The 13,389-nt window shown below is 49.0% G+C and carries 11 protein-coding genes; 4 read left to right on the forward strand and 7 right to left on the reverse strand.

Annotated features, from left to right (window positions below; all coding sequences use genetic code 11):
• Window positions 1-4: 4 nt before the first annotated feature.
• Together JW881_21610 and JW881_21615 are read right to left on the reverse strand one after the other, a co-directional pair.
• A complete protein-coding gene (locus JW881_21610) occupies window positions 5-2,044 on the reverse strand; it encodes a cellulase family glycosylhydrolase (GenBank protein ID MBN1700123.1) in 2,040 nt (679 codons plus the stop codon).
• A gap of 258 nt (window positions 2,045-2,302) precedes the next feature.
• Complete coding sequence (locus JW881_21615) at window positions 2,303-3,349, reverse strand: 3-isopropylmalate dehydrogenase (protein ID MBN1700124.1); 1,047 nt, start codon at window positions 3,347-3,349, stop codon at window positions 2,303-2,305.
• 301 nt (window positions 3,350-3,650) lie between these two features.
• Between JW881_21615 and JW881_21620 the strand changes: the two genes are divergently transcribed.
• From JW881_21620 to JW881_21630, 3 genes are all read left to right on the forward strand, one after another.
• The gene (locus tag JW881_21620) at window positions 3,651-4,061 is read left to right on the forward strand and encodes a zf-TFIIB domain-containing protein (GenBank protein ID MBN1700125.1); all 411 of its coding nucleotides are present in this window, start codon (window positions 3,651-3,653) and stop codon (window positions 4,059-4,061) included.
• Between the two features lie 98 nt (window positions 4,062-4,159).
• Window positions 4,160-4,525 carry a response regulator gene (locus JW881_21625; protein MBN1700126.1) on the forward strand — a complete coding sequence of 122 codons (366 nt, stop codon included), beginning with the start codon at window positions 4,160-4,162 and terminating at the stop codon, window positions 4,523-4,525.
• Window positions 4,526-4,641: 116 nt separating this feature from the next.
• Window positions 4,642-5,475, forward strand: coding sequence for a hypothetical protein (locus JW881_21630; GenBank protein MBN1700127.1), 834 nt, complete (start codon window positions 4,642-4,644; stop codon window positions 5,473-5,475).
• A gap of 16 nt (window positions 5,476-5,491) precedes the next feature.
• Here the strand turns inward: JW881_21630 and JW881_21635 are convergent, their stop codons facing one another.
• The 5 genes from JW881_21635 to JW881_21655 form a co-directional block, all read right to left on the reverse strand.
• On the reverse strand, window positions 5,492-7,417 hold the full coding sequence (locus JW881_21635; GenBank protein ID MBN1700128.1) for an amino acid permease: 1,926 nt from the start codon (window positions 7,415-7,417) through the stop codon (window positions 5,492-5,494).
• Window positions 7,418-7,566: 149 nt separating this feature from the next.
• Window positions 7,567-7,908: a TerB family tellurite resistance protein gene (locus tag JW881_21640; protein ID MBN1700129.1), complete on the reverse strand. Its 342-nt coding sequence runs from the start codon at window positions 7,906-7,908 to the stop codon at window positions 7,567-7,569.
• Between the two features lie 141 nt (window positions 7,909-8,049).
• Window positions 8,050-8,757, reverse strand: a complete 708-nt coding sequence (locus JW881_21645) for a TIGR00730 family Rossman fold protein (GenBank protein MBN1700130.1) — start codon at window positions 8,755-8,757, stop codon at window positions 8,050-8,052.
• Window positions 8,758-8,810: 53 nt separating this feature from the next.
• Window positions 8,811-9,551: a DUF4197 domain-containing protein gene (locus JW881_21650; GenBank protein MBN1700131.1), complete on the reverse strand. Its 741-nt coding sequence runs from the start codon at window positions 9,549-9,551 to the stop codon at window positions 8,811-8,813.
• Between the two features lie 169 nt (window positions 9,552-9,720).
• A complete protein-coding gene (locus JW881_21655) occupies window positions 9,721-10,944 on the reverse strand; it encodes a DUF389 domain-containing protein (GenBank protein MBN1700132.1) in 1,224 nt (407 codons plus the stop codon).
• A gap of 332 nt (window positions 10,945-11,276) precedes the next feature.
• Between JW881_21655 and JW881_21660 the strand changes: the two genes are divergently transcribed.
• A partial coding sequence (locus JW881_21660; protein ID MBN1700133.1) for a discoidin domain-containing protein occupies window positions 11,277-13,389 on the forward strand: 2,113 nt, incomplete at its 3' end.

Below are 13,389 nucleotides of genomic sequence, written 5' to 3' on the forward strand. Positions count from 1 at the left end.
AGCGCTATTCTCCGCAGAATCCGTCGACGAGCCCCACGTAATACTGCGCGATGAGGAGCGCGTCCACGATATTGACGGTACCGTCACAATTGGTATCGGCGACCGATATATCGAAGCCGGCGGGCTCGAGTCCCACATAATACTGCGCTGCCAGAAGTGCGTCCACAATATTGACCGTGCCGTCACCATTGACGTCCCCCATCAAAAAACCGGGCGTCGGTACGGCAGTTCCACCCGGGGGTGCCGTCGGGTCCGGCGTTGAAGTGGGCGGTGAGGTCGGCGGAGTAGTGACGACGGGCACCGGTGTCGTATCGCCCGTGGAATGCCCCACATTCGTGTTTTTCCCGCTCGTTCCCAGGATCACTTCATGGTCGAGCCCGATGAACGCGCCCGAACCCGTCCGCCAGAGACTCTGTCTGACGATGTTGTATTTCGACTCGTCGATCGTATTCCAGTCCTCCCCCACGATACCGCCGGTATCGTGGGAATCCGGATTGAAACACCAGAAGGTATGATTGAGACCGTTCTGATCGATGAACGATGCGAGGGCGGAAAGCCATCGCTGGTTGTCCCCGCCCAGTTTGCCGCCCCACTCGCCGATGAGAATAGGGGCGGTATTCGATTCGACGATAAAATACCAGTTCGGCCGCCAACATTCCTCAGCGAGTGAATTGATATCAAAGGAATGATCGAACCACGGCTGCACATAAATATCAGGACCGTAGTCATGGGGCGAATAGACAAGCTTGTTCCGATGGCTTCCGAGGTCGACCGGATAATCGGCAACGCCCCGCAGATTTCCGCCCCACCAGTTGCAGAGGTAATCGTATTTGTCTGTCGATCCGTAGGCTGCCCCCTCGACCGGATAACATTCGATACCCTCCACCATGATGAGGATGTTCGGATTCACGGAAAGTATCGATGATGCGATCTCCCCGGCCGCCTTTCTCCAGTTGTTCGAATCGTTCGACCCGTCCCATTTTGCGGTTCCCGTCACATCGACCCATGATTGGCCGTGCGGTTCGTTGAAAATATCCGCGGCGATGACGGTATCGTCATCGCCGTAACGCTCGGCAAGCCATTGCCAACCGGATTTCAGCGCGGCAAGCGAATACGTACCGTTATACCAGAGCGCTTCCCGTACATTATTGTTCAGGCAATGCATGTCGAGCATCACTTTCAAACCAACGGTTTTACAATATTCCATGATGGTATCGAGCAGTGTCAGACTGGAAATACCGTCGATTCTTGGGTTGATCGTGCCGTCGACAAACTGTACCTTCGTGTCCCGGCCGGCTTTCCAGTCCGATACGATCTCGAGACTCAGGGGAAGCCTGAGAATATTGAATCCACGTTCGCTGATGAGGTTGAATCCGTGCATCCAGTTGACTGACTGGAGGCCGCCGAGACCGAGCGGATTGGTCTCGAAACCGAACCAGTTGATGCCGGTAAGCCGTACCGCATTGCCGTTTCTGTCCCGGATCGTGTTTCCCGAGACCGAAAGCCAATCGTCACCCGAAGGAGGCGGCGGCGGCGGTGAGGTCGGTGCCGGCGGTTCGTTTCCCCACACGAGGGAGGCGTTTCTGTAACAGGTTACTTTGGTGTGGGGGGAAAAATCGGTAAAGGAGGGATCGAATGAATAATCATCTGTCTGAATGTAATAACCGTGACTCGTTTTTTCGATACGAAGCTGTATTTCACCGCTGTCGCCCCCGGGGGGAATCGAACCGGCACCGCTTCCGAAAGCTATCCGGAGATATTCGCCGGTAAAACTTCCGGAAACATTTGAAGAGCCCACGGCGGCGTAATCGATACTCAGTTCGGATTCCACATATCCTTCCGCAGTAAACCAGTACCGTACCGTCAGGTCCGAAAGTGCCAGAGACGAATCGGATTTATTGAGAATTTTAAACTGCGGCTTGATTTTATTGATTTCCTCTTCGGGTTGCGCGCACCGGTAGAGGACTTCAATTTCCTGTGAAAAAAGAGTGCTTGCGGCGATCAACGTCATGATAAAAACGACGATGGCGATATACTTTTTCATAATTTCAACCCCTTTTTTTGACACCTCGTTATTGTTTTACCCTGGAAGGTTTTTCCTTCTATGTCTACTATATGCATTTTCGTGGGTACACACAATCAGGAAATCATCCTATCAATGCATGAGGTGTTTATATAAAAAGCATATCGGGGTCTTTATTTTTTTTCTATCTGAAGGGGCTGCCGAAAGGCGATGTGAAACGAAACGCGTTCCCGGCAAGTGCGGTTTATTCATAAATCGCACTTGCCGGGCCGGAAGCGGTTAAACCCCTTCAGCGACCTTGTCGCCGATTTCCGTTGTCGTAAAACCCATTTTTCCGGCAGCCATACTCTTCATCGTGGCGATGACCTTTACGGCCGAGTTTTCGATAGCGGAAGCGGCTTTTTCTTCACCCAGCACTTCGAGCATCATCTGCGCGGCGAATATTGCGGCAAGGGGATTGATCATGTTCTTTCCCGTATATTTGGGTGCCGAACCGCCGATGGGTTCGAACATCGATACCCCTTCCGGATTGATGTTTCCTCCCGCGGCGATACCCATCCCGCCCTGAATCATGGCGCCAAGATCGGTAATGATGTCACCGAACATATTGGTAGTCACGATCACATCAAACCATTCGGGATTTTTCACCATCCACATCGTTGTCGCATCGACATGGGCATAGTCCGGTGTTATATCGGGATATTCCTTTGCCACTTCATTGAATGCTCTCCACCACAGATCATGGGCATAGGTAAGGACATTCGTTTTCGCGCACAGCGTCAATTTCCTTTCCCTGTTTCTTTTTTTTGTCAATTCAAAAGCGTACCGTATACACCGTTCGACCCCCTTGCGGGTGTTGATCATCTCCTGTGTCGCAACTTCATCCGGGGTGCCCTTTTTCAGGAACCCGCCCACACCGCAATACAGCCCTTCGGTGTTCTCCCTGACGACGATGAAATCGATGTCTTCCGGCCGTTTATTGGCAAGCGGCGTCTCGACATTCGGATACAATTTGATAGGTCTGAGGTTGATATATTGATCGAGGGCGAATCTCAGTTTTAACAGAATCCCTGTTTCCAGTATTCCCGGTTTCACATCGGGATGACCGATAGCGCCCAGATAAATCGCATGAAATGATTTGAGTGTTTCGATCGCCGAATCCGGGAGGGTTTCACCGGTTCGCAGATACCGTTCTCCGCCGAAATCGAACTCCTCGAAATCGAAAGAAATCGAGAACTTTTCACCCACGCGCTTCAGTACCTTGACACCTTCTCTCGCTACCTCGGGACCTGTTCCGTCTCCTCCGATGACTGCTATTTTATACATTGTTCCTCCTTATCTAACGGGTTCATTATTGTTATGATTATGCCTTTCCATGCGGTTTTTCCTGCTGCGCTTTTAGCCTGTTCGCATGCCGGAGAATACCGATTTTCATGAATACAGATGCCGTACCCTACACTATTCCGGTAAATCTGTCAACAGATACGACGCAGGATATTGGCGTTCACGGAAACCGTCATTATTGAACGGCGGGAGAACAGCCGGTTTTTTTCGGTTACATTGACAAAACGGGAAATATCGCTATACTTTTGAAGAGCACTATTCAGAGAGGAAGAGAGGTAATACAATGGAATGTCAAGTCTGCGGCGGAAAGATTACACCGATCGATACGGAGCACATCCGGATTATGCAATGCGCGGGCTGCAAAGGTTTCTGGATCAAAAAAGGAGACCTCAATAACCTTATCAAGCATAAGGCCGGAGATCTGGAGTTTTCTTCTATCGATCATCATATGCATCAAGATACCCACGGTATCATGAAGTGCATCTATTGTCCCGATAGTGCCATGATAAAGATCAATTTCATCGAATACTCCGATATCATCATGGATTACTGCCCCGAATGCGGCGCCTTCTGGATTGACAGGGGTGAAATGGAAAAAATGCAGGAATATGTCGATACCATAGAGAAATCGGATAAAAAGAAAACAATAATTGAGACAATCATGAACACGATTTTCTCACTGCCCAAATTTTAGCCATGGTGATAACATCCACTCGTCATATATTACATGCTTTTTTTTATTAGCATTTTTGTTTACATGGTCTATAATTAATGGGAGTGGAGGAGGATGCCATGAAAAAAATTTTGGTTGTGGATGATATCCCGAAAATGAGAAAAGTAGTCAAAACAACCCTGGCGAAAAAAGGGTACGAAGTGATCGAGGCCTCCGACGGCATAGAAGCAGTCGATATTATCGATCGGGACAACATCGATCTCGTGATCATGGATGTTGTCATGCCTCAATTCGGCGGAATTTCATCCCTGGCCGGATTTAAAGAGATTTTCAAACAGACAAAAGTCATCTTCATGACGGGAAAATACAGGGAGGATTCGGAGGAATTCCGGACACTCGCCCGGGATCTCGGGGCGTTGCATGTGCTTTTCAAACCATTTAAAAAAACTGAGTTGCTGTCAATTGTCGGAGAGATACTGGCGTAGCGGAAACGCTTTTTATAACCGGGATGTCGGGACGAGCGGCGGTTTTACTTTTTTATATGTCGAAAAGGCCGGGATGTGAAATCCCCGACCCGGACACGATATAAGGAAGAATGGATGTGTCGAAGAAGAAATTGAATTACGAAATCAGTATCCAGGAAGAGCCGGGCGCGGGAAATGTGCAATTGGTCGTGCAGATCAACAAGAATATCGAAGAAAAAGAATTTTTTATTTTATTCAGTCTTATCGAAGAATACAACATGATTCTTTCCATAAAAGACATAATTGAAGCGAAATACGATATACTAAAAAAGATGTCGATGAAAGAAATTTATTACCCGCGTGAGGGAATGATCGCGTGCGTAACGGTGATAAAGGATTTTGATAAAACCTATATCAACTACCTGAAATACTATTTCAAAAACAAACTCATCTATTTTATCGGCAAACAGGATAAAGAATTACAAAAAAAAGCGGAAATTCACCTGGAATCGATAGGCTTTATCATATCCGAACTCGTTGACAACGCCTTTACCTATCCTTTCGAAAAATACCTGATGCAGCATCCGGACTTACACAACAAGCTTCAAAACGTTCCCCTTGATGAGAAATACAGAAATGTAAAAAAAACAGATAAGCGATACCATTTCAATGCAACCATATTTTTCGAGGCAAAACTGAAAAACAACAATAAAGAACTCGTTATCGGCATTTCGAATGAAGCCGACATTTCCGAAAGTACCCTCGAAATGATAAATAAAAAAATCAATGACCAGCTTGTGATTCCTGAGGTCTTTGACGAATCCAAATACAGGAATCCATACAAGGAAACGAGTGGATTCGGCCTGACAATGGTGCGGTCGATTATCGAAAGTATTAACGGCAGCATCGTCAGTTTTTATGATCAGGATCTCGGCAGATTCGTTGTCGAGTTCGCGATCGGTCTCGATTAACCAAAAACAAGCGGGGCTATACCTCCCCCTTCCTCACTCGCTGCGCGACAAGAATGAGGTTTCGCAGATCTTCCGTGCTGCGGGTCTTCATCCAGTGATGTTCGAAATCCTTGTTCTGCATAATCTGTGCGATCGCCATAAGTGCCTGGAGATGAAAATTCCGTTCATCCCTTGTCCCCGCAAGCGCGAAAACCACATTCACGAGGGGAATCGAAGACCCGAAACGGATGCCCGGCTTTGAGCGGACAACGACCATATCGAATTTATGTTCGCCGTCGATGATGATATGGGGAATGGCCAGCCCCGGAAGAACGGCTGTTGTCGAATCCTTTTCCCGTTTCCTGAAAAGGGTATTGATTTTTCGCGCGGAAATCCCGAATTTCTCGTAAAATATTTCAGAAAGCATCGAAAAAAGATCGTCTTTGTCAGTTTCTTCGGTGATATCGGCGAAGACAGCGTTTTTTATGATCCTGTCGAATCTGTCTTCGATTATCCGGTCGCGTTCGATAAGGATCTCACGGAGTTCTTCCGTCAGCCGTGTCGTCCGGATTTCCTTTGACGTGACCCTTTCGACAACGCAGATGAGTGCGGAATCACGCTTACTGCGAGACTTGGAATATAAAAGATACCAGAGGAGTGAAAGAAGGAAAAAACCGGCGGTGATACCGAACGTGACCATCCCACCAAGGGGCCCTCTTTCAACGATCATTTCCACCCCGATTACCGCGATAAGAAAAAAATAGAGAACGATCCCCGCGATATTGATATACGGATACAAAGGCGTTTTAAACGTCGGTTTGTACGAAACGATTTTACTTTCCCTCATGAGAATAACCGCCACATTGACAAAAGAAAAATTGATCAGCATCATCGTTGATGCGACCTTGACGAGACTCTCGATATCGAGAAAAGCGATAACCCCCGTCATCAGCGCGGCTGTCAGGATAAGGGAGACGACCGGCGTTTTGAACCGGAGGCTGACCTTCGCGAGCATCGAAGGAAGCAGAGCGTCGTTTGCCATCGCGAAAGGGTTCCGGGATGCGGCAAGAATTCCGGCGTTTCCGGTCGTTATAAACGCGAGCATGGCGGCCGTGGTAAGGGCGATAAAACCGATGTTTCCGGCAAATACCCCCGCTCCCCTGGACAGCGGGATCAGTGTCTGCCCGAAACTTTCGGCGTCGAGAAGACCGACGGTAACGAAGACACTCAGCACATAAAACAGTATGACGACAAAAAAAGCGGTAAACATCCCTTCGGGAATCGTGTGGCGGGGATTCTTGATTTCACCTGCAACGGATACAATTTTCGTCAATCCGCCGAATGAAATGAAGATCATACCGGTCACCGTAACAAGCGATATCCAGCCGTTCGGCAGGAAGGGCGTATAACGCAAAACATCGATATGGCCCATTCCCAGGAAAATATAGACGATAAGGATGGAAAGAAGACCGAACACGAGGATCACCTGGAACTTGCCGCTTCCCTTCACACTAAGGATATTAAGCAGCGTGAATAAAAGAGTGAAACCGATCGCGACCGCCTTGATTGTCGTATCCGAAAACCCCTGAAAAAGCGGGCCTAAAAAAATGCCGATACCGACCAGCGCGAATGCGCTTTTAAGACTGAGAGAAAACCAGTCGGCAAACCCGGAGAACGTACCGAAAAGCGGACCGAAACTTCTGTGTATGAAAAAATAATCCCCGCCCGAACGGGGCATGGCGGTTGCCAGTTCAGCTTTGGCAAGCATGGCGGGAATCATTAAAATACCCGCGATAATATAGCCCAAAATAATGGCGGGACCGGCGATACCGTAGATAACCGCGGGAAGGACAAAAAGACCGGAACTTATCATGGCCCCGCTTGCCAGACTGAAAACATGAACATGACCGAGTTGTTTTGTCATTGCCGGCCGTCCGCCGGCATCTGACGGTTTACTCGCCATGAAACAGATCCTTCCCTTCCTGTTTGGTTTTTAAATGGAAACGGAAGACTCTCCAAAGCTCGCGGCCGCCGACACCGGCCGCCGCTTTACGTCCCCTACTATCATCATAACCGCTCATATATGAACCGGAGACCGATTCCGGATGCGGATTACACTTTCCAGAGTTCCTTTAGTTTATCGAAAAATTTTTTTTCAGCCGGTGCCGGTAATCCGTCCCGTAATGAAATTTCGTCAAGATGTTTGAGAATGATTTCCCTAGAGGCTGAGGAAGTTATCTTTTGTGCATATTCCCGGAAATCTTCATTACTCGACAACGTTTCTTCAAACTCGTTAAGGCAGGAGTCGAAATCATCAAACCCTTCACGGCCCGAAAGCTGATCGATATCGGTAAGTTCGGAAGGCGATATGTTTCCGTCCGCCAGGACCATCGTTTTAATACAGCCTGCAAGAAATACCTTTTCATCATGATTGAGCTTTTCAATATCTGACATGCTACTCTCCTTTGCAGCAAAACTATACATAATATACCGCATTTATGCAAGTCCGGGCCGCCCCGTTACGACGCGCCGTTCGCCGTGATAAAATAAAACCGGTTCATCCGTCCGTCTTCCGGTTCACACTATCCCCGGCCGTCAAAGATACTTGTGTTTTTTACAGAAATCGACGATATAGGAGACCGTTTCATCCGGGGTATCGGTCAAAACAAAGCGCCCGATATCTTCAGGGGATATGCAGCCGTGTCCGAGCAATGTTTCCTTTATCCATTCTAAAAGCCCTTTCCAGTACTCTTTCCCGTGGAGGGCGACGGGAAAAGGTTTTATCTTTTCCGTCTGGATAAGGGTAAGCGATTCGAAAAGTTCGTCAAGTGTTCCGAACCCGCCGGGGAAAATCACATAGCCCACGGAATATTTCACGAACATGAGTTTACGGACAAAAAAATACCGAAAACTTATATCGATATCCTGATACCTGTTCGGCTCCTGTTCGAACGGAAGTTCGATATTGCACCCCACCGAGGTTGAGGCTCCCTTGAATCCCCCGAAATTTCCCGCTTCCATGATGCCCGGTCCCCCGCCGGTAATGACCGACAGCCCCGCGTCCGAAAGCATCTCCGCCGTTTTTGCCGCCTCCTGCCAGTAGCGGTCTTCTTTTTTAAGCCGCGCGGAACCGAAAATGGAAATCGCGGGCCCAAGACCGGACAACGCGTCGAATCCCTCGACAAACTCACCGAGTATCCGTAAAACCCGCCACGGATCGGTCTGGGTAAAATCCGTTTCATCCCGTTTCTTGAATTTGAGAAGTTCGTGGTCTTCATGCACCTTCCCGTTTTTCTTCTTCATGACGATACATACTCCTTTTCATTATGGCCGGTACACGCCCGGCCGCACTGTTGTCAGAGACTTCCGAATACCTTTTTCAGGAGTTCCGTGACCCGTGCCGCGGGATCTTTTCTTATCTTCTTCTCCTCTTTGGAAAGCATCAGGAAAAGACCATCAAGCGCCCTGTTCGTTATATATGCGTCGAGGTCGTATTTAACCTTTTTTACGCCCGGAATCCCGTTATAGGTGTCGATGAGAAATTTGTACAATTTCGTCACCCCCAGTTTGTCCATCGCCTTTTTGACAACGGGAAAGAACACATCATAGAGTTTCTTCCTCGTTTTGTCTTCAAAATACCTCGTCGCCTCATCATCGGCGCCTTCCAGTATTTTTCTCGCGTCTTTCATCGTCATCTTTTTTATCGCGTCGACGAATATATCGACCGCCCCTTCCGCCGCCTTTTCCGCGGCATGGTTCATATCCTCGATAAACTTGTCCACATCCTTTTTAAAACCGATGGAACGCAGCTTTTTCGCCACATCGTTCAGATCCTTCGGGAGCGGAATGAATATTTCCTTGTTTTTAAAATAGCCGTTTTTTTTGGAAACGATCTCGACCGCTTTTTTTGTCCCGATTTCAAGGGCTTCCTTGAGACCCGCGATGATCGTTTTTTCATCCAGCTTTTTCTCCTTCGATGCTCCCCCCGGTATAAGGTCGCCGACCTTATCCGGAATACCCACACACGAGGCTGCCAAAAACGAGAAAACGCTGACGCAAACAATAAAAACAAAAAATCTCCCGACCGAATTGTTCATACATCACCTCCATATTTATTGTATTCCGATACCTCGGTATATAAGCCCGCGCCCCTCTTCTGCCTATCATATACCTTACGATTATGTCAATTATCGCCCCCTTTGAGTCAATCGGTGACCGCCGCTTTCCCGGTACCGCTTTTTCACTACACCAGGATATTTCCGTTTCTCAACGGTCATCCGCTGCGCCGATGACCGCTTCTTCTTTTTCGGCTTCAACCGGCGTGCATTCCCCGATCGAATAAACGGTCAACCGGATATTCCTCCCCAGACCCTCCTGAATCGATTTTTCAACCAGAACGGGATCGACGGGGGGCATCCCCTGTCTGTGAAGAAGGATGATTTCCACCTGCATCGGATCCTCCTTTTTCACATTCAATGAATATATCCTGTCATCCGGCATCAATTCATGGACGGAAGAATAAACAACCTCCCGGTCCAGCCCCGATTGTATGGCATCGACGGCGAAATAAACAAGGGGGACCGAAATCAGACAGATGATAATGAGGGATACGATTACCTGTCCTATCGCCCGTACCCTCGCTTTCAAAAACTCTCCTTCGTCCTCCGCCTTCGGATGAAGCCGGACAAGGTAAAAGACGACGAGGGCGGCGAGCGAGATCCCGGTAAGGTTGATCCCGTATAGAAGGGACGCCCCTTTTGCCATATCCCAGTTTCTGAGACCGATGCCGATCCCCACCGTACACAGCGGAGGCATCAGGGCGACCGAAATCGCCACACCCGGAATGGCCGACGAGACCCGTTTGTTAACAAAGGCGTACGCGCCGATCAACCCGCAGCAAAGCGCCACCATAACGTCGAAAAACGAAGGTTTGATTCGCGAAAGCATCTCCCCGGTGACGGAGATACCGGGAATGAAAAAGGACATTGCCGCGGTCACCCCGACGACGAGGACCGTCCCCTTGAAAAGGGTGGTTACGGCTTCGCGCAGCACTTTCCCCGATCCCCAGAGCATCCCCGCGGAAAATCCGAACAGCGGCCCCATAAGCGGGGCGACGATCATCGCGCCGATAATGACGGCCGGCGAATCGAGATAGAGTCCCGCCGTTGCGATAAGGCACGAGAGGATGAGAAGCACATAAAACTCGACCGTATCCGTGGCGCCGGAGACGACGGTTTCGTATGCCTCATACTTCTGGATCACCTGTCCCTTCCTGCTTTTATACAGTCGGTATTCGTCGATAAGCCCTCCCGGACCCTTTTTGAGGAAACCGCCGTTTTCCTCCTTCACCCGGGCAGCCAGGTGCGAGAAAAAACCTTTCTTCTTCTCCTTTTCCTTTTCTCCGGAAATAGCGGTGACCAGCTCGTTTTTTTCATCCTGTTCCTTCTGTTTTTCTTCTTTTTCCTTTTCCTTGTTTTTTTCCGTTTTCATCGACGTTCTCTCCCTCTCTCACATACCTTACCCTCTACTCTAATTCATTACAATCGGTTTTTCACCTGTTTTTGATGAATAAATACACTTTTGCGGCAGAAAGCACCTGATTTGAATGTTGACTATTTTTTTTACACGAAGGGCTTCGGGAAGCCCGGGGCGAGAAGGACAGAAAACGAGGCTTCCCGGCAAAATAATTATTTACTCAACAAGTAATTATCTCATTTACCTTGTTTTAGGGGTATAAAAACCCTTGAAAAAGGTATGTTATTCGTAATCTCCCGGGGGTAAGCTTTTAAATAATTCTTATTTATTTTGAAAGGAGCGGAAAGATGAAGAAACCTGTATTTAAAAGTTTTGTATTTTCTATTCTTATTTTATTGATTATGCCGATGTTTTTTAACTGCAATCCTTATATAAAGGAGGAAGAAAACGTTATACCGGCACCGGGAGCCCCTCCCGACAAGATCGCCGTTCTTGTTGATTCCGGTTTGTACGGCAGTATTTTGGAAAAATTCAACCGCTATATCAATGATGTCGAGCGGAATTTTCCGGTCGATCTTTTTGTCCACTGTACGAGAAACTGGGAATCATTGACTTGCGAATACATCAGGGAATTTCTCATCAGCGAGTATCATTCCAATGGATTAAACGGCGCGCTTTTAGTCGGGCAAATACCGTATGCCCTGTGGGAACAAAGCTGGCCCGCGGGCACCGACAACTACGGGATATCGAGTATTTTCTACGAGGATCTGGACGGAAGCTTTTTCGACACCGACGCAGACGGCCGCTATGACCGGCATTCTTTCGGATTGCATGAAGGACCTGAAATCTGGGTATGCTGGATGAGGCCGCCGGCGTTGAATCAGGCAGGACATCTCAATGCGTTCCTTGACAAGACACACGATTACTACACAGGCCTGACCACCGTTCCCCAAAGGGCGTTTGCGGCTTTTCATGAAGACTATGATAACAACTGGGATACTGGAGTACTTGCCGTCAAACCCCCGCTTGAACGCATCTACGGGAGACCGAATGTCGAGACGGACGGAGTCGGGGGGGACCTGACCAGCGATACGGATATAGAGGCAAGACTTGACGGTACGGCATATGAGATTGCCGACACCTGGCAGCACGCTTTTTCATGGGGGCATACCTGGGACAATGGGGGAACATTTTCCAATGAGGCGATGGCATTAAAAAAGGGCCCCCTTATGATCTTCATTTATGGATGTCACAGCGGTGATTTTCACGACGCAAACGGCGGGGCGGGGAGCAACATCAATATCACCGTTGCCTATCCTTTTGGAAGTTCCATTTGTCAGGCAGGTTCGGGCACATCGTGGAGTTACGGAACCGAGTATAAATATATGATCTATGATGCGCTGAGTAACGGCGATTATCTTGGTAAAGCCTGGTTCACAATGGAATCCCACGTGGAGACAAAATCATTTGTCCGGAACCGTTATCCGGAAAGAATCCCCGAAGAGGAATGCGCGGGGAACAACCTGATAGGAAATCCGTTCCTGGTCACCGGGTTTACTCCATCCTCACAACCATGTCCAAAAGCGGAATGCGATCCCCTTTACCTGTCCGGGAATATGGGGGGTATCGTACCGGGCCTTGTGATAACCCATTGCATCGAAGGCGGTATGCAGCGGAAATGGGTCGTCGATGCGACCGGAACAAAAGCATGTTTCGCCGGATTCGTAGCCCAGGAAGGGTATTGCGGTCCCGATTATATTACCATTCCCCACCTGTGGCTGCATACGGATGAGAGTAACCGGGCTGCACCGGGGACATGGATCACCTGGAAAACGGGGTATGCTCCCGGAGAAGAATATGTATGGCTGACCGACAGTTCGGGATTCGTCGCGCGATTTAAAAATCCAGGTGAGGATTCATGCAATACGGTGTCGCCCGCGGGAGAAAATGTCGCCTACAATACCGTTCACTGGCAGACGAGCAGCGTATACGGTTCCGCCTATGGCGGCGATAAAGCCTATGATGGCGTTGTTTCGCTCGAAAGCAAATGGGCGAGTAATGGAGGTTCAGCCGAATCCTGGCTGGCTTTGGATCTTGGAAAGCAATGCGAGATCACCGGCTTTGTTGTCAGACATGAAGGTGCGACAGGGGCGGACTCATTCTGGAATACCGCGTTGTTCAGGATAGAAACCGGGCCTTCCCTGTCGGGGCCGTGGACCACCGCGGCCGCTATCGACAATTCCGGCCAACTCCCCTGCTCGACGACCATATTACCGCACACGGTAACCTCGCGGTATGTACGATTATACATTATCGACGCGGGTCCCGACAATGTCGCCCGTATCGCGGAGTTTGAAGTCTATAGTATTGGTTCAGGCTGCCACTACGACAATCTTCTGGCCCGCGTCCAGATCGACGTCAACCACGACTGGATGCAGGAGCTGACCATCAACCCGGGAG

It is taken from the genome of Spirochaetales bacterium (assembly GCA_016930085.1).
Classification (GTDB): domain Bacteria; phylum Spirochaetota; class Spirochaetia; order SZUA-6; family JAFGRV01; genus JAFGHO01.